This is a genomic window from Vibrio sp. J383, assembly GCF_023503985.1.
Lineage (GTDB): Bacteria > Pseudomonadota > Gammaproteobacteria > Enterobacterales > Vibrionaceae > Vibrio > Vibrio splendidus.
This window is the reverse complement of the sequence record NZ_CP097294.1, coordinates 395,601-413,736: the sequence shown is the minus strand read 5'-3', so window position 1 is coordinate 413,736 and position 18,136 is coordinate 395,601. Positions and strand designations below refer to the sequence as shown.

The 18,136-nt window shown below is 41.7% G+C and carries 19 protein-coding genes and 2 pseudogenes; 8 read left to right on the top strand and 13 right to left on the bottom strand.

The window, feature by feature from the left end:
* Nucleotides 1–82: 82 nt before the first annotated feature.
* Entirely contained in the window at nucleotides 83–1,000 is a 918-nt protein-coding gene (locus tag M4S28_RS18455; protein WP_102544888.1) for a cation transporter, read from the bottom strand.
* A 272-nt stretch (nucleotides 1,001–1,272) separates the two neighbouring features.
* Here M4S28_RS18455 and M4S28_RS18450 point away from each other — a divergent pair, with 272 nt between their 5' ends.
* The 3 genes from M4S28_RS18450 to M4S28_RS18440 all read left to right on the top strand — a co-directional run bounded on the left by M4S28_RS18450 (nucleotide 1,273) and on the right by M4S28_RS18440 (nucleotide 4,299).
* The gene (locus M4S28_RS18450) at nucleotides 1,273–1,917 is read left to right on the top strand and encodes a helix-turn-helix domain-containing protein (RefSeq protein WP_102465419.1); all 645 of its coding nucleotides are present in this window, start codon (nucleotides 1,273–1,275) and stop codon (nucleotides 1,915–1,917) included.
* Between the two features lie 434 nt (nucleotides 1,918–2,351).
* Complete coding sequence (locus M4S28_RS18445) at nucleotides 2,352–3,026, top strand: response regulator transcription factor (protein ID WP_249633452.1); 675 nt, start codon at nucleotides 2,352–2,354, stop codon at nucleotides 3,024–3,026.
* Nucleotides 3,010–4,299 carry a sensor histidine kinase gene (locus M4S28_RS18440; protein WP_249633451.1) on the top strand — a complete coding sequence of 430 codons (1,290 nt, stop codon included), beginning with the start codon at nucleotides 3,010–3,012 and terminating at the stop codon, nucleotides 4,297–4,299. Before M4S28_RS18445 ends, M4S28_RS18440 begins: the two co-directional genes overlap by 17 nt.
* A 15-nt stretch (nucleotides 4,300–4,314) precedes the next feature.
* Here the strand turns inward: M4S28_RS18440 and M4S28_RS18435 are convergent.
* Both M4S28_RS18435 and M4S28_RS18430 read right to left on the bottom strand, forming a co-directional pair.
* A pseudogene (locus M4S28_RS18435) lies at nucleotides 4,315–4,413 on the bottom strand (type II toxin-antitoxin system prevent-host-death family antitoxin); the annotation flags it as partial.
* Between the two features lie 93 nt (nucleotides 4,414–4,506).
* Complete coding sequence (locus M4S28_RS18430; RefSeq protein ID WP_249633450.1) at nucleotides 4,507–6,168, bottom strand: DUF262 domain-containing protein; 1,662 nt, start codon at nucleotides 6,166–6,168, stop codon at nucleotides 4,507–4,509.
* Between the two features lie 336 nt (nucleotides 6,169–6,504).
* On the opposite strand from M4S28_RS18430, the pseudogene M4S28_RS18425 reads away from it, so the two are divergent.
* A pseudogene (locus tag M4S28_RS18425) lies at nucleotides 6,505–6,868 on the top strand (transposase); the annotation flags it as partial.
* A 22-nt stretch (nucleotides 6,869–6,890) separates the two neighbouring features.
* Here the strand turns inward: M4S28_RS18425 and M4S28_RS18420 are convergent.
* The 3 genes from M4S28_RS18420 to nagE form a co-directional block, all read right to left on the bottom strand.
* Nucleotides 6,891–7,748, bottom strand: coding sequence for a hypothetical protein (locus M4S28_RS18420; protein WP_249633449.1), 858 nt, complete (start codon nucleotides 7,746–7,748; stop codon nucleotides 6,891–6,893).
* Between the two features lie 163 nt (nucleotides 7,749–7,911).
* Nucleotides 7,912–8,343, bottom strand: coding sequence for a hypothetical protein (locus tag M4S28_RS18415; RefSeq protein WP_249633448.1), 432 nt, complete (start codon nucleotides 8,341–8,343; stop codon nucleotides 7,912–7,914).
* Nucleotides 8,344–8,603: 260 nt separating this feature from the next.
* Nucleotides 8,604–10,082: an N-acetylglucosamine-specific PTS transporter subunit IIBC gene (gene nagE, locus M4S28_RS18410; RefSeq protein WP_076654126.1), complete on the bottom strand. Its 1,479-nt coding sequence runs from the start codon at nucleotides 10,080–10,082 to the stop codon at nucleotides 8,604–8,606.
* Nucleotides 10,083–10,323: 241 nt separating this feature from the next.
* On the opposite strand from nagE, the gene M4S28_RS18405 reads away from it, so the two are divergent.
* The 4 genes from M4S28_RS18405 to M4S28_RS18390 all read left to right on the top strand — a co-directional run bounded on the left by M4S28_RS18405 (nucleotide 10,324) and on the right by M4S28_RS18390 (nucleotide 13,128).
* On the top strand, nucleotides 10,324–10,716 hold the full coding sequence (locus M4S28_RS18405) for a GFA family protein (RefSeq protein ID WP_102576754.1): 393 nt from the start codon (nucleotides 10,324–10,326) through the stop codon (nucleotides 10,714–10,716).
* Nucleotides 10,717–10,745: 29 nt separating this feature from the next.
* Entirely contained in the window at nucleotides 10,746–11,213 is a 468-nt protein-coding gene (locus M4S28_RS18400; RefSeq protein ID WP_102465435.1) for an OsmC family protein, read from the top strand.
* A 122-nt stretch (nucleotides 11,214–11,335) separates the two neighbouring features.
* Nucleotides 11,336–12,568, top strand: coding sequence for a MalY/PatB family protein (locus tag M4S28_RS18395; protein ID WP_102576753.1), 1,233 nt, complete (start codon nucleotides 11,336–11,338; stop codon nucleotides 12,566–12,568).
* A 215-nt stretch (nucleotides 12,569–12,783) separates the two neighbouring features.
* Nucleotides 12,784–13,128, top strand: coding sequence for a ribosome recycling factor family protein (locus M4S28_RS18390; protein ID WP_102576752.1), 345 nt, complete (start codon nucleotides 12,784–12,786; stop codon nucleotides 13,126–13,128).
* A gap of 197 nt (nucleotides 13,129–13,325) precedes the next feature.
* On the opposite strand, the gene M4S28_RS18385 is transcribed toward M4S28_RS18390, so the two are convergent.
* The 7 genes from M4S28_RS18385 to M4S28_RS18355 all read right to left on the bottom strand — a co-directional run bounded on the left by M4S28_RS18385 (nucleotide 13,326) and on the right by M4S28_RS18355 (nucleotide 18,029).
* A complete protein-coding gene (locus M4S28_RS18385) occupies nucleotides 13,326–13,565 on the bottom strand; it encodes an RNA recognition motif domain-containing protein (protein ID WP_004732698.1) in 240 nt (79 codons plus the stop codon).
* Nucleotides 13,566–13,696: 131 nt separating this feature from the next.
* The gene (locus M4S28_RS18380) at nucleotides 13,697–14,371 is read right to left on the bottom strand and encodes an SDR family NAD(P)-dependent oxidoreductase (RefSeq protein ID WP_102576751.1); all 675 of its coding nucleotides are present in this window, start codon (nucleotides 14,369–14,371) and stop codon (nucleotides 13,697–13,699) included.
* Nucleotides 14,372–14,577: 206 nt separating this feature from the next.
* Nucleotides 14,578–14,841: a hypothetical protein gene (locus M4S28_RS18375; protein WP_004732701.1), complete on the bottom strand. Its 264-nt coding sequence runs from the start codon at nucleotides 14,839–14,841 to the stop codon at nucleotides 14,578–14,580.
* 278 nt (nucleotides 14,842–15,119) lie between these two features.
* Entirely contained in the window at nucleotides 15,120–15,662 is a 543-nt protein-coding gene (locus M4S28_RS18370; protein WP_249633447.1) for a DUF3833 domain-containing protein, read from the bottom strand.
* Nucleotides 15,659–16,246 (bottom strand): chalcone isomerase family protein, encoded by a 588-nt coding sequence (locus M4S28_RS18365; RefSeq protein WP_061021166.1) that lies wholly within the window; start codon nucleotides 16,244–16,246, stop codon nucleotides 15,659–15,661. The genes M4S28_RS18370 and M4S28_RS18365 overlap by 4 nt, the downstream gene beginning before the upstream one ends.
* Nucleotides 16,247–16,249: 3 nt before the next feature.
* Nucleotides 16,250–16,771 (bottom strand): DUF2878 domain-containing protein, encoded by a 522-nt coding sequence (locus M4S28_RS18360; RefSeq protein WP_249633446.1) that lies wholly within the window; start codon nucleotides 16,769–16,771, stop codon nucleotides 16,250–16,252.
* Nucleotides 16,749–18,029: an SAM-dependent methyltransferase gene (locus tag M4S28_RS18355; protein ID WP_249633445.1), complete on the bottom strand. Its 1,281-nt coding sequence runs from the start codon at nucleotides 18,027–18,029 to the stop codon at nucleotides 16,749–16,751. The genes M4S28_RS18360 and M4S28_RS18355 overlap by 23 nt, the downstream gene beginning before the upstream one ends.
* Between the last annotated feature and the right edge of the window lie 107 nt (nucleotides 18,030–18,136).

Below are 18,136 nucleotides of genomic sequence, written 5' to 3'. Positions count from 1 at the left end.
ATTTTTGGTTTCTAATGAGCAAAAAAAAGGCCAACAATAAGTTGGCCTGTTACATTTTAAGTCACGGAGGAAAAGCAAAAGGTTATGTAAGGATCATTTCAATATCAATAAAGGGGTAAGAGCTCACGAGTTCTTGATGTAGCTGAGTCTTTTTATTGATAAGAGTGCTTTGGTTATTTGGGTTGAGTTTAGTTAAGTCTAGACCTATGACTACAAGGTAACTTGAACCTGTTTTTGAGATATGTAGTGACGTTATGTGGTGTGTTTGGGCATCAAATTTGGATTCAACTTTAGACTTTATGTCTTCGTAGCTTTCAGTGTCCTGAAGTTTACCACCAGCCAATTCAACGAAAGCTTCTTTAATAATATTGATTGGTTGGGTAATCATCATGAGCGCTAAAGTAATCACAAGTATAGAGTCACCTATATATAGAAGAGGTGAAAATGTACTTGTCGGTTCTATGAATCCTATAACTACCAAGATTACACCTGTTGACGCGGATAGAATGCCATCAATGAAGGATGATTTTTGGTCGACTTTAAGCATTGAGCTGTTGTGGTTTATTCTTTTGTTCTGACGATGATAAAAGAATGACAACCCCCAACAGATCACGACCATGGCGATAGCGTAGTAAACAATAACCCCAGTTTTGATCGGTTCTATTTCTGCGCCTTGCCAATAACTTAAGACTTTCGAGCTGTTGCTGCTAATTGCTGATATCACGACTCCAAGGAGCAGTAACCCTTTCATTAGAGAATACAGAGCTTCTGCGACGTATAGACCAAAAGGGAAGATATCGGATTTGTTTGATTTTATTTCTGTGATTTTTAAAGCAACGAGGGTAGTGATGAACAAAATGAAAGACATGTTCCCGTCTAGAAGTAATGCCTCGGAACCGGAAAGGTTAAAGGCCGTCCACCCTGAAATTGCCATAACTAAGTTAGCTATTACACCTATGATTAGTGCTCGTTTTTCAATGTGAGCAATGTGTTTTGTCATTCATTTACCCTGAAATCAAAATTGATTATTCACATTATCAATTGTTGAGCCCGTGGATCAAACTTGAATCTGAGTATTTCGACCTAGTCGAGGTCTGTAGGGCTATATTTTTGGCGGTAAAAAGCAGGACTTTAAAGGAAAAAATTGATGCAGTCAGCATAGCTTCTTTAGCTTGTATATATGGCTTGAACGTAGGCACAAAAGAGACTATCGTTCATTTGGTTTCATTTTTGATTCATTTTTAAATATCACTCTCGAAAGGTACATCATAAATGCAAGAAAACTACCAAGATCGAATCGCGTCATTGATGAAAGAACGTGGCGAAAACAATGCGACTCTTGCAAAAGGTATTGGCAAAGGTAAAGCAACCATTGGACGTTATCTTTCTAGAGCGGAAAATAGAACTTATCCTAGCTTGGAAGAGCTAGAGGATATTGCTAAGTATTTAGAGGTTGAAGCTCATTGGTTGTGTTTTGGTATTGGGGAAAAGCATACCGATATTGAAACTATTAATAGTTTGAGTGATTCAGATGCGACGACGGTTAATGTTTATCGAAGAGGTGATGTGACGGAGTTTCTTGAGACAGGAAGCGCCCCTGTTTTTGATGTTATGCCGGTCAAAAAAGAACATGCTAACTGCTTTGCTGTTATCTACCCTGTTTTAGGTCATATTGGAAAGTCATGGGACTGTGCTGCTCTGATTGCTCGAGATCGACAGTGGGTGAATGACGATATCGTATTGGCAAGAATCGGTACTAATCCCATTCCTGAGTTTTTCACGCTAGTGAAAGTCGCGGATACAATCAATGTTTGGTACGGCGACGATACAAGTAAAAATCCAATTCAAGCGATCACCGAAGATGATATTGATGTAATAGGTGTTGCCTACTGGGGCACTTGGTCAAAACGGTATTAGGCTCGGAAGCGTCCCTTTCTTGTAATATGGATAGTTTAAAGCATTTGAACTATCCCGCTGCTAAGCGGAAACTCATAGCTATCCCTGAAGGTAAACTAACCTTGTTTGCTTGTTTGCTTGTTTGCTTGTTTGCTTGTTTGCTGAACTGGACTTTCTGTTCGAAAGGTTTAGTAGCTTGATCGAGAAACCTGGCAGAGATTAATTATTGTTAATCTATTGGAAATCAAACCTCAATGCAGGTGGATTTATATTGTCATTGAAGCGTTATTGATGAAATAAAGCTTTGTTATTCATTTACCAATTTATCAAGTTACCGAATTGCCGTTTACCCCCTAAACTGCATCTGGCTCGCATTAGTCACGCGAGCCTTTCTTTTTTCTGACGATAAATATTTTGTTTGCGATAAAATTTATCTTCGATAAAGAGGGCTACCAGTGAAAATACTAATCATCGAAGATGACACCACCACCAGAGAATTTATTGCCAAAGGCCTTGAAGAGCATGGCTATGCGGTCGACCAAGCGGAAGATGGCAAGAAAGGCTTGATGATGGCGCTGAGCTCGGAATATCAACTGGTTGTTCTTGATCGCATGCTGCCTTACTTGGATGGCATGAAGGTGCTTTCTGCCATTAAAGCCACCGAAGAAAACTTACCGGTTTTGATTTTAAGTGCCATGGACAGTGTGGAAGATCGCGTGAATGGCCTACAAGCGGGAAGTGATGATTATCTGATTAAGCCTTTTGCGCTCGCCGAGCTTATCGCAAGGGTTGATATCATTATCAATCGAACTAAACGTCAAAGCTTTAGCGATAACGGCCTCGCGTACGATTGCCTAAAAATAGATTTACGAGCACACCGTGTGATGTGCATGAATCAAGAACTTCAACTTCAGCCTAAAGAGTTTCAACTGATTCAGTATTTCGTGGAGCACAGCGAGCAAGTGGTATCAAGAATGCGCTTGTTTGAAGCGATTTGGAGTTACCACTTCGATCCGAAAACTAATGTCATCGATGTTCATGTTGCGAACCTGAGAAGGAAGCTTGAGGAAGCTGGATGCCCGGATCTACTTCATACGGTGAGAGGGGCAGGTTATGTCCTTCGTCGATGATTACTCCCTTACTCGTTCCTCGGTATTTAAAACCTTAGTTGGGTTGTTTGTGTTGGTGACGGTGATTAACGTCATCGTGATTAGGCAGGTATACAAAGACTCCGATGCTTTTCATCGAGATCAACTGGTCAAGCAACTGCAAGATGAATCTTCTGAATTTAGCTATGTCGCTAAACAGAGCAAAGCCGATGTTGAGAAGCTACTGGCCGCTAAACAGACCTCTGACACCAACTTTTACTATCATTTGGTAGAGCGCTCAAATACCCCTGCCACTGTTCCGATTTACCCTGTGAGTTCTGTCGTATCAGAGACGGCTGATATTCCAGTCGGAAATACGCATCGTCTTGTTATCGGTATTGACCAAAGGGCGATAGAAGAATACCGCAACACCCTGATTCCCATTGTCTTCTCTGGAATAGTATTACCGATTGCCGTGATGTTGATTGCGGCTCTGTTTTTCACAGTACTAATCTTAAAGCGCTTGGAAAGAGTCAACCAAGCGATGAATCGAGTGTTGTGTGGCGAACAACGCGTAAAAATCCCAGTATCTAAGCAAGATGATGAATTCGATATTCTGGCGATCCATCTCAACTTCATGATTGAGCAGATGGCCAAAAATGAAGAGTCTTTAAAATCATTAACGGTCGGTATGGCACATGACATGCGTACTCCTATGGCTCGACTGAAATTACGATTGGAAGAGGTACTTTCAGATCCAACGCTGACCGAAGCACATCAAGACCAGTTTTCTGCTTGTCACGATGAGCTTGAGCTTATCTTATCTCTGTTCAACAGCATGTTAGAGATCACCAAGTTAAATAGCGGCCAAACGCCGATCGCCACAGAGCGCGTGGGTCTTGGGAAAATAGCCCAAGATGCCATCGAATTTATTAGCCCTATCGCTGAGATGAAACAGCAAAAATTGGTTTGTCGTCTAGACCAAGAGTGCGAAGTATTAGGCGATAAAAGTCTACTGTTCAGGGCTGTTTTCAACTTGGTGGAAAATGCAGTGAAGTACACGCCTGAAAAGGGAGAAATTGAAGTGGTGGTTGATTATTTTGGTGTCACGGTGGCAGACAATGGCATTGGAATTTCTGACAGCGATAAGATGAATGTTTGTCGCCCTATGTTCCGTGCTGACAAAAGCCGAACTGAGCTTGGCAATGGACTTGGATTGTCTCTGGTTGATGCGGTAGTAAAGCGTCACCATGCTCACCTTATCTTAAGAGACAACACCCCCGGATTAAGAGCGCGCCTCTATTTTGAACGTTAACCTTAGGGGATGTTTGTAGGAGGCTAAAGACATAACCACAGTATCATCAGAATCACGACGTGTAATGTCTGTTGTATCAGCATCATTAACGACATCGTTCAAAACAGCCTTCATACTCAATCGTACAATTTACTTAATAAAGTGGCTTCGGGCTTGTTCAACACTCGGGATTTAGTGTTGGTTGCGCAACATCTTAATCCTTATTTGTTATGTGCAAGAACTTACAGTGTTATTTGAACGACGAATATAAAAGTAGCTATTGATAAACGTAACTAAATTTGAATGTCTTTTTTGTATTTCACTTTCAGTCCAATTTTTATTATTTCTTATTTCAGTATAACTACTTAAAGCTGTGTCTTGGAACAAAGATTTTTTGTGTTCAAAAGATTTGTTATTAAATTTGCTGTTCTGACTTTTAGTAAGCAATGCTAAATTTCCAGCTTTGTGTAGGTATAAATTTTTAAATTCATCACTATATTTAGTATTTGATGGTGTTTGCGGTGCTATGTGTTCGATAGTATATTCATCATATAGAAGCCTATCTAATAATACTCCCGACTTATTGGTCGCTCTAATACTATTTTCATACTGCCAAAGAATAAACTTAATAACATTTCTATTGTAATGATAATCTTCGTTTTCAAAATAATTGATAATTATATTTTCAAATTTCCCGCCATCATTCCAATACCACTTAAATCCACATGTTGCAGCATTTTCTATTTTGCTACTCAGAGTTGAAATATCACTATCCCCTGAAAAGTATGACTTAGCATACTTTGGAAGATAATCAGTTCTAAAATCACCAAGTTTCATTTTAAAACATAATATTTCCAAGTTTTTTAAAATAACCTTAAAATCTGAGGTGTCTGATTCTGCTCGATTAAATATTGCAATTAATATTATTTTCCAATCAACTTCATTCCCCACAAAGAAAAGGTTTGAAATTTCGTTTATGCGCTTGTTCAAAATAACAGACTTTGCATTGTCTGTTATTTCCTCAAACATTTCGAAAAAACCAGTAATCCAATCAATTTTGCCAGTTGATTTTGAAAGAGCTTCTTTCACTTCAGATACATTGCCCTTTATACTCCAACTCAAATTACATGTAATATTTAACAACTCTGATTCAGAAAAATAATTTTCTGTGGATTCCATATTTCTATATATTTTTGACACCATTGACTCGATGTCTGATATAGCATAGTTTGCTAATGATTTTGTATCTGCCTGTATATAAATTTGGTGCATTAAATAAGCTTTAATAACTTCAAACTGAGATAAATCTTTGCCTCTATTGTTTTGATATTCAAAAACCTGTGTTGCTTCAACTTTACTATCAATATGAAAAGTTGTGATTAGAGCACCCTCTAGCGCCTCTAAAATTTTACTTATAGCTTCTTGGTTTCGAGGGAGGTTTTCATAAAAATAGTTATACGCCTTTACAATTCGCTTCTGAGATAAAGTTTCAAGATCGGTAACTTTTGGTGCAATATATTTTCTTGTGCATTTTTTAAAAAGAATTTGATCATCACGAATTGTCTGAAAATAATCAGTTAAATATAGTGATGCAATTGCAGTTGTATCCAGTTCTAGATCTTTCAACCTTCGAGTAATCGCTGAAATAAGAATGACAGATGTTGTTAAACGTTGCTGTCCATCTATTATGTATCGAATTTCATTATCAACTTCAAAAAGAAGTTGACCTAAATAATAATGTTTACCGTTCTGTTCGACTAAATCTTCCAAAAACTGTATGCAATGTTTATCTTCCCAACTATACGATCTTTGATAATTAGGAATTCTAATTCCATGAGTAGAACTGAATAAATCTCTGAGAGATTGGTTTTTACTACTTTTATCAATCAATTAATTCACCTTTAATCTTATATAGAAAGCACATAATGCCGCGCGCTTGCGAATACCCTCATAATCAGGCGGAAAAACGATTAGGTAGATGCACATCACCGTCTTTTAACTGATGGATATCGCTGAACACACATTTCGAACAAGTGGGTTAACAATGCTCGACATTCAGATTCTACAACAAACCATATAAAATCAATGTCCCTCCATTCACAAAAAACGCGTTAGTTCTCTGATGCTTGCTACAAAAAGTATACTTGACGGCTCAGACTTTACGCTGACTAAACTAGGTCGGAAACTGGAAATTAATACCACGGTAAAACATGCGATCTAGAAGAAAAGCTCGTTGAAGGTAGTCCTGAGTATCAGGCAAAAAAATACAATATTGCAGAGCGTCCCAGGAATAGAAAACATTGCCGCTGCATCACTGATTGGTGTCGCTCCAATAACACGCGAAAGTGGGCGCTACAAAGGTAAGCGTGTAATCGAAGGCGGTCGAGCTCAAGTACGCACAGTGTTATATATGGCAATGATGTCAGCCATGCAATGTAACCCCGTATTCAAAGCGACTTATGCTCGACTTTTAGCTGCCGGAAAGCCTAAGAAAGTCGCAATAATTGCGTGTGTTCGAAAGATGGTTGTGACCCTTAACTCTATGCTGAGAGATGGCGCAATGTGGGATGAAAATACAGCCAAAAACTAATCATTGACGCCATAGTCGTTTGTTAGCTGTTGCTCATGAACACTTTGATAGTTTTGCAATCACTATGAAAATCTACGAGTTCTCCCGAAAATATATGTAATCGACTTAAGCTCACATTTGTTTTTTCTACTCTCCAACCCAATATCAGAGTTAACAACCTCTCAAGGTAGATACTTAAGTGGAAATTTGCAGTAATTAGGGCACAAAATAGGTTTCTTGGCAAAGTGTCACCATGTATTAGCTTATTTCTAATATCTGATAAACCACTAAGTTCCTCTGTTCCAAAGATTGGCCATAAGTCGTTGTAAAACAAACCATAATGAGAAGAAAACTTTTCAAATGACTCTTTTAGAGACAAACGATTTAACTCACCTAGTTTTAAGTAAATACTAGCTCTTTTCTCCTTCGTCAGTGATAACTTATCACAATGCTTTATTGAGTTTTCAATTTGCTTTCTTAGTATTTTCCACTCTCCACTTGTGAGGATAAATTCAACACCTTCATCTCTTTTATAGACAAGTACAAGCGACTCTAGTGCTGCAAATTTAGACAAGAATGACTTTTCAAGTGAGCTTTCTGAAGAAGATAACAATGAAAAAATAGCACTTCTTATTACTTCCTTATCTGTATATTTATCAAATCTTTCGACTGCAGGGCCAATAAAACAGTCAAACGAGGCGATATCAATCAGCGCATCATTTATGTCGTTTTTTTTCTTAGGTGGAATAGAGTAATTCCCCCTAAAAAATTTCACATGAGACTTTGAATCGTATTTATCCCAACCAACACAAACTGTACGATGCCTAGAAGCAAAAGATGTTAGTAACAAAAAATCATCGAGTTCGTTAAGGTAATTACTGATTATCGATTCGGTATCCATAGTAGAAAGCTCGTATTCGCACCTGCCAACTAGATATTTACTTTGAACCATGTCACCGCAAGCATTTTCTGCATACTTATACCTATTTACAAAATCGAAAGTAGTTCCATGAACATTGTGTGATATATATCTTGAGATCTTCACTTCCACGCTACCATCGTAGCTATGAGTAGCTATGAGTAGCTATTGAAGGTGGTGTAATATATGAATTTGATGTTGTCCAGAATTCAATTGATGATTTTGAAACATCATTTCTTCTTAGAAGAGAAATGACCTCTAAGTTTTCAGCATTATAAGAAATCGTAGTTTCTTCTACACCCACTCCCCAACTACTAGTAGTCGCACTGTCGGTATATACTTCTGGGCATTTAATTCTTGTCTTTACAGCCTCATCATAATCGAGTATTTCAGCCTCTAGAGAAAGCTTCCAATGACTTGAAATGACCCACGCTCTTCGACTAGAAGATCTAACAACAATTTTGGGTTTATCATAGATAGTTTCCGGAAGGTAAATCTTACAAGGTAGTTGTTCATAGCAAGAGCTTTCAGATCTAAAGTTTCCATTAACTAAATAGTTTTCTTTCTTTTCTTTCATTTTTGTAAAACTCGATTATTTACCCAAAAGACAGCTAAAATTTTAATATCGCGCAAGCACGAATCAACCCGTCTAACATATCAAGATTATTGCTTATAACCAACTGAATGCTATGCACATAATCTATAGTCGTCCTAAATTTTAAGTGAGTAACCGTGCAAGCACACATTACCGCCTACAAAAAAGGCCAAAGCGAATCGCTTTGGCCTGAGTGTTGTAATGCGCACTGCAACGGGTGCTGTGCTTTAGTGGTGCTGGTTTTAACTCGGAAGTGGGACCGATGTTAGGTCTTGGCTTTCAGGAATCTGCTTCATTGCGTGCGCAATTTCTTCTGCTTCTGTCCCGATGATGACTTGTAGGTTGTTTGAACCAATCTTAACAACGCCCATTGCGCCAATCGCTTTCAGTGTCGCTTCTTCAACAAGGCTGATGTCTTCAAGTGTTAGACGTAATCGTGTGATGCATGAATCGATACTGGTTAGGTTGGCATGTCCACCAAGCGCTTTTAAGTATTGAGCGGCTTTTTCATTCGATGACGCTTGGTTTACTTCTGCGATTTCAGCATCTTCGCGGCCTGGTGTTTTTAAATCGAATTTTAGGATAGCGAATCGGAAAATTGAGTAGTAAATCGCAGCAAAACATAAGCCTTGGAGTACAAGCATGTATGGTTTAACGGCGAGTGGTAGGTTGTAAGACAACACGAAATCAATCAAACCACCACTGAAGGTGAAGCCTGCGATCCACTGCATGCTTGCTGCAAGGTAAAGTGAGATAGCAGCCAAGAACGCATGAATAACGTAAAGTACCGGTGCCACAAACATGAAGGCGAACTCAATAGGTTCTGTTACGCCCGTTAAGATAGCGGTTAGTGCTGAAGCACCTAGAATACCGCCAACTTTCTTTTTGTTTTCTGGTTTTGCACAGTGGTACATCGCTAAACAAGCGGCAGGTAATCCATAACCCATTACTGGGAAGAAACCACCTTGATAGATACCCGTCACGCCAAGCTCACCCGTACCTGACCAGAACTTCGAAATATCGTTAATACCGACTAAATCAAAGATGAATACTTGGTTTAAAGCATGGTGCAAACCGACAGGTATTAGAAGTCGGTTAAAGAAGCCATAAAGCCCAGCTCCCACCGCACCCATTTCAGAAATTGCGATACCAAAGTTAACAAGTGCACCATAAACAACAGGCCACACATAAACCATGACCAAGCTGATACCGATAGCGGCGATTGACGTCACGATAGGAACGAATCGTTTACCACCAAAGAAACCAAGAACGGCGGGCAGCTTAATGGTGTGGAAGCGATTATAAAGTGAGGCTGCAACTATACCCATCACGATACCAGTAAAGGCACTGACAGCTGCTTTCGATGCGATAAGCTCAGGTGCCCCCATGTCAGCAACAGGCACGCCTGTAATTTGCGAAATAACATTCACATCACCGACAATCATCTCAATGATCAACAGACCCAATAGGCCGGAGAGTGCTGCGGCACCGTTGTTATCTTTTGCTAAACCATAAGCGACACCAACGGCAAATAACCACGCTTGGTTATCCATGATGCCTTTACCGCCATAAACCAAAATGGTTGCTAGCGGGCTGTTGGCTCCCCAGCCTGTTGGGTCAATGGCATAACCTAACCCCAGCATTAAACCACCGGCTGGCAGCACCGCGATCGGCACCATCAGTGCTTTACCTATTTTTTGTAAGTATCCGAGTATATTCACTGTTCATTCTCTCTATATTTCGATTAATACTGGAAGCTTACTTGCACAAGGATTAAGGGCGGATTGTGCTTAGATTAACGATTATTAATGTAAGGCAATGTCGTTGAAATACTGAGAATTGTTGATGACTTTGTCGATCAGTTGATTGTGCTGAAAGTGCGAAATTTAAAGCTTCATTACGGACAGCGTAAATGGTTCTCGTTAAAATAGTTCGAATACAAGGACGTGATTGGAGAGAAAAATGAAAGTAGTCGGCAATACGATTATCCAACCTTTTCACAAGGCAAGCTGTCACTGCGGTGCGGTGGAATTAGAGCTCAGCCTACCTAACGGGATAGAAAAGCCACGTCGCTGCGATTGCTCTATCTGTCGTCGTAAAGGCGCGATAGTTGGCTCTGTGGCGCTAGATGGCATAAAGATCCTGAAAGGTGCTGTACATCTTAAGCTGTATCAGTTTAATACCAACACCGCGAAGCATTACTTCTGCTCAAACTGCGGTATCTATACCCATCATCAACGCCGTTCTAGCCCAAATGAATATGGGTTTAACATCGGCTGTTTGGAAGGGGTAAACCCTTTTGATATTGGTGATGTGGTGACCAACGATGGCGTTAATCATCCTGCTGACCGCTAAGTCGTTACACAATATAAAAGGAATTAATTATGTCTGAATATGGAGCGGTCATTCGCTGGCAAAAAGCGGAAGATGAAGCCTTTAGTGACAATCAATACAGTCGCGGTCATACGTGGGAGTTCGATGGCGGAGTTACTGTGCCAGCTTCATCTTCTCCTCATGTAGTGCCACTGCCTTTTTCGGTGGAAGCGAATGTTGACCCAGAAGAGGCCTTTATTGCTGCGCTCTCTAGCTGTCATATGCTGACTTTTTTGGGCATTGCGGCAAAGCAGAAGTATGTGATCGACTCTTATGTGGATGATGCGATTGGTGTACTTGAGGAAGATGAATCAGGTCGTTCGTCGGTTACTAAGGTGACTCTGCGACCTAGGATTGAATTTGTAGGCAGCAAGGTTCCAAGCAGTGCGCAGCTTGATAAGTTACATCACTTAGCACACAACAATTGCTTTATCGCTAACTCAGTGAAGACTGAGATCAGAGTAGAGATGCGAGATTGATTTCAATTTTTGCACATTATTTTTTGCAAAGCTTCGTCTTTTTGATTTTGCCGTCGTCTTAAGGGTATTCGAGCAATTGATTTGATTGCAAAGTAATAGAATAACTATTTGAGGAAACCTCCATGACAGCGTTTAACAGTGCATCTAATTACGGTGAAAATGCGTTTATCAAAAGCAAGCCGCAAATGCTACAGAACATTTATAACACCACAGATGTATTCCCTTACTGGGTTGCCGATATGGATTTTCAGGTAGCGGAACCTATCACTAAAGAGTTGAACCGTTTGGTTGAGCGCGGTGTGTACTCTTATGAGTTTCATGAGCAGGCTGTATTTGAAGCGCTTTCTCAATGGTATTCAAAACGTCATGGTTTGACTCTTTCTGCTGATAAATTTGTACAGGTGCCGGGCGTTTTATCTGGTATTGCACTGCTACTGCGTCAATTTACCAGTGAAGGCGATGGCGTACTTATCCATACTCCGGCTTACCATCAGTTTGCTAATTTGGTAAACAAAGCGGATCGCCGAGTGGTGAAAAGCCCGCTTATTAATGATGAAAACGGCTACCAGATCGATTTCGCAGGGATGGAGCAACAGATCATCGAGCAAAAAGTGAAAACGATGATTTTCTGTAATCCACACAACCCAACAGGCCGAGTGTGGACGCAGCAAGAAATCGAACAGGTTATCGAGATTGCCAAGCGCCATGATGTACTGATCATCAGTGATGAAGTCCATTCAGACATTATCTTTGAAGGTCACGCTTTTACGAGTTTGACCAGTTTTGACTACGATAAGGTCATCACCTTGATTGGATCTCCGGCAAAAACATTTGGTATGCACAGCATTTCAAACGGCTATGTGTATACAAACAATGATGAGCTATTTGAAGCGTTCAAAACCAATGTGGTGGCGATGTATCTTGACCATGGTAATGCATTCAGCACGTTCGCAACCGTGGCGGCCTTTGAAAAGGGCGAAGCGTGGTTAGATGGCATGTTGGCGTATCTGCAAGACACGGTTAAGTGGATCACTCAATTTGCTGAGCAACGTATTCCTCAGTTGAAAGTCTTTCAGCCGCAAGGCACTTACCAAGTGTGGTTTGATTTCTCAGGCTTAGGCTTTTCGGAAGAAGAGCTAAAGCATGTGGTGTTTGAACAGGCGAAGATGGGCTTAACACCGGGTGGTTGGTTTGGCGCTGAGAGTCCTAATTTTATGCGAATGAATATTGCTACTTCACGCGACAATATTGAGAAGTCGTTTACGGCTTTGGCCGACGCTATTGATGGTTTTGAGCGAGGAAGTGAGGGAAATTCTAACTGTTGCGATAACGGTACTTCAAAAAGCTGCTGCTGATTGATTTAAGCTTAAGCTTAGGCTCTGGCGTTGAATAGCCGAATCTGAAGAACGGATAAAACAATGTAAAACCGCGAGTCTGCTTAGCGCATGACTGGCGGTTTTTTTGTGTCTGTGTAATCCTACGTACGGTTTTATTGAGTGACAGTTAGAAAGTACTGAGAGATAGGTAGCGATCTCTTGAATGGTAGGAATAGATTGGTTAGCAGAGAGTTATGTTTAGCGTCCCACTGAATAGTTTTGTGCATCGTGTGAGTGATAAAAGCCAAGTGATGGCCAATGCTGCAGATTGCGGATGCCAGTTAAAGCGAGTTCGACGTTCGCGTAATTGGTTATTGGTGGCTCAAGAACATCAGCTCGTTGAATTTAAAACCATGTTAACCCATGAGAAAGACGATTGGATAGCAACCGCAATCGACAAAGTGCTGCCTAAACCTGTGGTTTGCTTGGCGTCATTATTGGCGGCTAACCCCTCTGTGACTGTCGCACAATTGGTGATGGAATCGGGTTGTTCAATGGCAGAAGCAAGGCGTGCCATTGATGAACATGAAGGGCTGTAGGCACAAACTATAAGTGAATAGATTGTGCTGTGAAATGTTGTAAAAAGTGTTGTAAAAAAAGCGCGAGCAGCAAAAAGCCCGTAACGATATTATGCTTTTTCAGCGGAATATCGTTACGGGCTTTATCATCTGTGCTTACTGTGAAGCTAGATCACGAGGCAGTTCAATTGCCTGTTCTTGTATAGCGCTAGTTCTTATTAAGAGTTAGCGACTTTTACACGAATCGTGTTTTTGCCAAGCTTTGACAGGTTTAGCTTGTTTAGTGCTGCTTTAGCTTCTTCGTGCTCTGGCATTTCAACAAAAGCAAAGCCTTTAGATTCGCCAGTCTCTTGGTCTAAAACTAGGCTGCACTCTTTTACTGAGCCAAACTCAGAAAATAGAACACGGATGTCTTGCTCAGCAGTAGAGCGTGATAGGTTACGAACTAGAAGTTTCATAATAAACCTTGAATATGAATTTACGCCGAGCATTGTCGCACACTTTCGTGCTCACCCTCACAAATAATTAGCTGAATAGTTCTGTTTAAGCGGAATAGCTCTGTTTACTTGTTCGCAGCTCTCTTTGACCGTTAACCGCGGTTTATCGTGATATCTGATACATATCCATGCTCAGTGCTGGTTAACGCCTGTTGCAGCATTTGAGCAGCCTCTTGCGCGGTCATAAAGCTTGAGGTGTCCATCGTTTTTCCGCTGGTTCCCCAAAATTCAGTTGCCATCCCGCCGGGGTAAACCGCAACGATTTTCATTGGGTGACCTTTTAACTCCAACCTTACCGATTCGATAAAGCCTTTAACGGCCCATTTTGCTGCGCAGTAAGTCGACTCTTCCGCTTTAGCGCCTTGAGCCGCGGTCGACATCACGACAGCAATGGTGACAGGTTGATCTTTGTAACGCTGAACAAGCTCGCGAATCAGAAATATCGAGGACTCGATGTTGTTTTTCAGCATGTCGCTGATGGCGGCGGGATCTTGTTGTTCAATTTTGCCGAAGTACCCACTGCCTGCGCTGTGAATCACCAGCTTTGGTGTTTCTGGCAAGGCATCAAGCAGTTCGCTCACGGAGCGCGGGTCACACAAGTCACAGGCTTGGCTAACGGTATCCGCTGGTAGGCTTTTCGCTAATTCAGCCAAACGCTGTGAGCTGCGGCCAGTGATCATTAAGCGTTGGTTGCTGTTTGATGTGTTCGCATATTGCTTGGCTAAAGCTGCGCCTAAACCGCTGCTTGATCCGGTGATTAAAATCATGGTGACTCGGAATTGTTGAATTGAATTGAGATAGTAAGGCTTTGAATAGCTGTTTTCTGAGATCTAAGACCAAGATGCTGAGGCTCATGATTAAGATTGGTCGATAGAATTGAGGTGTGAGAAAGGTGATGTAAACAGGGAAGGAAAAAAGAAGGAGAGCTAAAAAGTAAAAACGCCGGCACAGGGCCAGCGTTTTCGAAATCAGATTACTCTTCGTCGAACTGTTTGGTCGTGAATGAGTCTTCGATTCTGTTGAGCTCTTCTTGATCTTTCACACGCTGTTCTTCTTGGCGAATGACTTTCGCTTCATTGAAGCGTTTCTTTTCCGACTTAGTCAGGAATTTTACAGCTTTCTTGTTGGTCAGTGCGTAAGCAACTACGTCTTCGCCTTTTTCTCTGCGGTCGTTTACACGTTGTGAGAAACGTTCATTGTCGCGAGCTTTACGCTCCGCTGAGGTCAACTTGCTCATGCTTTAAAGCCTTTTCAATTAATCATGGTAGGGAATCTACACTTAGCGAAACAAATAGGAACTGTTGTGTATGAGTCTAGCCCATTTGCATGCTGGTGGCGCATCTTAACACAGAGACCTAATCTTGCAGATATGCTATTCGAGCGAATAAAAAAAACAGCCCACAATTTTTTGTTGTGGACTGAAATTTTCTTGTGGGATGGAGACGCCCTGTAAAATGAATCGAAAGGTTAGTGAAACAAAGAATAATTAGCCTTGAAGCATCAGCATTGGCTTATTCAAATTTTCTCAATGTATAAAATCACTTCACCAACTTTAAAGCCGAACTTAGACATCTCGGTTTTGTTGAATAAACGTTTTTCGTCCATTAAGAACATCCAATCATCAAGCACGACTTCATAGGTGCTACCGTCTACTTCAATTTCTAAATCGTATTTCCAATACAAAGCCGAGCCTTGAGTCTCCCCATAAGCCGTACCAACCACATCATTGGCTGTGCCGGTGTAGGTGTTGTCACCGGTTTTTATTAGGTTCCAAACGCGAGTTGATCGCTCCCCATCAGCAAAGGAGAACCACTCTTTAATCTCTCCGTTGTTCCCCTCCCAAGTGGCGACAAGCTTAACGTCGAAGCGGCGCAGTAAATCACCTGAACGATCGAGCACCATTCCATAGGCCTTGAGTTCACCATTAAAAAAGGTTTCAAGCTTGAGCTCTGGCGTGGTGCCTGCGTGGTTCTCTAAATTTGCAGAGCCACAACCCGCTAGCCAAGTGAGTGAAAACAGTGCCAAAGCAAATTTTGTTATTGTTGTTTTTGGTTTCATTTGTTCAAACCTAATAGTTGTTTGCGTAGACCTGGCTCAGATGTGTTTTCAGATAACCAAATCGCGAGAAAGGCTTCACCAAATTGCTTGTCTTGGATGGTGCCGATGGGTTGCTCATCGAAATAGAAGCGACTTACGTTGTCTTCAGCAACTCGGATAGTCAGCGTGCTGCCTTCCTCAACGTTGGGCCACATTGCGTACAAAGGCTTCAACCAACGCTGGATATTGTTGTTGGAGTAACCAAGTTTGCTCCACTGGTCTTTGGTTGCGTCTACAAGGTCTTTGCTGTCAATTGCTCGGTAGTACTCAAGTTTCAAAGCACGCTCAGAGTTAGATGGAGTGGTGTAGAACTCTGCAGAATACAAAGTCCAAAATAAGTAACTCATCTCACCTTGGCCACGCTTGTTTAAATCATCGACAGCAGAAGCGTTGGCATTCCCGGTAAAAAGGAGTGCTGCGCAAATGAGGGTTAGGGTGACTAAGCTAAATAGTCGGTTTCTTGATTGCTCGCTTGTTTGAGTGCGAACGCGACTAACATCGCTCTCAGATTTGAACGCTTGCGTAGGGTTGCGTGGAAAAGCCATAAGTCACCTCGTTGTTGCCATTTTGGGTTGTACTAAGTTGGAGTAAGCGGCCACCAGTAAGGGCAACAAAATCCCCCAACTTATTGTAAGGGCAGCTAACACCGATGCGTCTGGCCAAGTAGTCAGAAGGGCGCCTGCTTTGATGCCTCCCCAATAACTACTAGTACCTGCTACGAACCCTATGACAAACAAGATCACTTTCGAGCATTTTAAAAGCCAATTTAGGCTGTGGTTAAAACTGATTAAGAACATGATCCACAGGCAGACTAGCCACACTGGGAACCAAGATTGATTTGCAATTTCAGAGTCGACGGCAAACACGCCGAAGTGAAGTAAGAGGCTATCAAGCAACAGCCCCAATGGTAATAAAATGAGTATTTTCAGATCGCTACTGCGAGTAGGAGAGAGAAGGAAGTGAACGGCCACAATCAGTGGCGCCACGAACGGGGCTTGCGCGGTAAAGAATGCGCTGCAAACCCAGGTCGCTTGAAACAGAACGAGATTAATAATCCAAAACCGTTTCATCTTTTACTCCAAAGTAACGAGGTTTTCTAGCAACTAAGTGATGAGTACTGATCACGCGCTCTTTGAATGCACCTTCACAGTAGCAGAAGTAGAAGATCCACAAGCGCTTAAACTCTTCTGAATAGCCGAGAGACTCTAACTCTTCCCAACTGTTTTCAAAGGCAACATTCCAATCATTAAGCGTTCGAGCGTAGTGCAGGCCAATGTCATCGATTTCTTGTACAACAAGGTCTGTACTGGTCGCGAGGTGTTGGGTCATCACTGAGACCGAAGGTAGGCAACCGCCCGGGAAAATGTACTTCTGAATAAAGTCGACGCCTTTGCGGTATTTGTCATAACGACTGTCGGCGATGGTGATTGCTTGAATCAGCATTTTGCCTGATGGTTTCAACAGTGAAGAACATTTCTCAAAGAAGGTCTGTAGATATTCATGGCCGACCGCCTCAATCATCTCGATAGAGACCAATTTGTCATACTCACCAGTGAGGTTACGATAATCCTCTTTAAGCAAGGTGATTTTGTCGGTTAAGCCAAGCGCTTTGACTCTCTGTTCTGCAAGCGCGTGTTGGGCATCTGAGATTGTGGTAGTGGTGACATGGCATCCGTAGTGTTGCGCCATGAATATCGCTAAGCCACCCCAGCCGGTGCCTATCTCGACCACGTTATCGTTCTCTGACAACTCTAATCGCTCACAGATGGTTTTCATTTTGTTTTGCTGAGCTTTGGATAGTGTTTTTGCTTCTTCGCTGTAGATAGCGGAAGAGTATTGCATCGAGCTGTCTAGGAAGCGCTCGTACAGTTCGTTGCCAATATCGTAGTGAGCAAGAATATTTCGCTTAGAGCCCTGTTCTGTGTTGGTATTCTTACGACGCAGTAATAGGTTTTTGATGCGAGAAATCCATTGTGTTTTATCGTCAAGCTCGTCGAGTTGAGATTGATTTCGAGCCATTATTTGAATCACTTTGGTGAGGTCTGGGCTTGTCCATTTGCCGTCAATGTAGGCTTCGGAAGCTCCAATACTGCCGTCAATCACGACATCTCTAAAAAAGGTTGCATCGTGAATCACGATTCTACCTTTCAAGTCTGCTTCTCGATCGCCGAACACCGAATGCTGGTCGCGCTCAATAATCTCGAGCGTCGCGAATTGCAGGCTTTCTAAAACCTTAAAGATTAAAGCTCGATATTTACAGTTGCTTGAAACAGCAACGGCTTTAGCTTGTTGTTCAATGTTGTTGTTTTGTTTGGCAAGCTGTTCCATGTAAACCTCGCTGATAACTCATTCTAATATTTTGTGCCAACTAAGCTGGGTTGTGCCCCTTGGTTGGAGCCAACCCGAGCTTGGGTCGAGTTCTATTATTTAGTTGC

Bases quoted from the DNA above. Each gene is read 5' to 3' on its own strand.
- M4S28_RS18420 (WP_249633449.1), bottom strand. From the start codon at position 7,748: ATGGATACCGAATCGATAATCAGTAATTACCTTAACGAACTCGATGAT.
- M4S28_RS18370 (WP_249633447.1), bottom strand. From the start codon at position 15,662: ATGAAACCAAAAACAACAATAACAAAATTTGCTTTGGCACTGTTTTCA.
- M4S28_RS18360 (WP_249633446.1), bottom strand. From the start codon at position 16,771: ATGAAACGGTTTTGGATTATTAATCTCGTTCTGTTTCAAGCGACCTGG.
- M4S28_RS18415 (WP_249633448.1), bottom strand. From the start codon at position 8,343: ATGAAAGAAAAGAAAGAAAACTATTTAGTTAATGGAAACTTTAGATCT.
- M4S28_RS18455 (WP_102544888.1), bottom strand. From the start codon at position 1,000: ATGACAAAACACATTGCTCACATTGAAAAACGAGCACTAATCATAGGT.
- M4S28_RS18395 (WP_102576753.1), top strand. From the start codon at position 11,336: ATGACAGCGTTTAACAGTGCATCTAATTACGGTGAAAATGCGTTTATC.
- M4S28_RS18440 (WP_249633451.1), top strand. From the start codon at position 3,010: ATGTCCTTCGTCGATGATTACTCCCTTACTCGTTCCTCGGTATTTAAA.
- M4S28_RS18450 (WP_102465419.1), top strand. From the start codon at position 1,273: ATGCAAGAAAACTACCAAGATCGAATCGCGTCATTGATGAAAGAACGT.
- M4S28_RS18385 (WP_004732698.1), bottom strand. From the start codon at position 13,565: ATGAAACTTCTAGTTCGTAACCTATCACGCTCTACTGCTGAGCAAGAC.
- M4S28_RS18365 (WP_061021166.1), bottom strand. From the start codon at position 16,246: ATGGCTTTTCCACGCAACCCTACGCAAGCGTTCAAATCTGAGAGCGAT.
- M4S28_RS18380 (WP_102576751.1), bottom strand. From the start codon at position 14,371: ATGATTTTAATCACCGGATCAAGCAGCGGTTTAGGCGCAGCTTTAGCC.
- M4S28_RS18400 (WP_102465435.1), top strand. From the start codon at position 10,746: ATGTCTGAATATGGAGCGGTCATTCGCTGGCAAAAAGCGGAAGATGAA.
- M4S28_RS18375 (WP_004732701.1), bottom strand. From the start codon at position 14,841: ATGAGCAAGTTGACCTCAGCGGAGCGTAAAGCTCGCGACAATGAACGT.
- M4S28_RS18405 (WP_102576754.1), top strand. From the start codon at position 10,324: ATGAAAGTAGTCGGCAATACGATTATCCAACCTTTTCACAAGGCAAGC.
- M4S28_RS18355 (WP_249633445.1), bottom strand. From the start codon at position 18,029: ATGGAACAGCTTGCCAAACAAAACAACAACATTGAACAACAAGCTAAA.
- M4S28_RS18390 (WP_102576752.1), top strand. From the start codon at position 12,784: ATGTTTAGCGTCCCACTGAATAGTTTTGTGCATCGTGTGAGTGATAAA.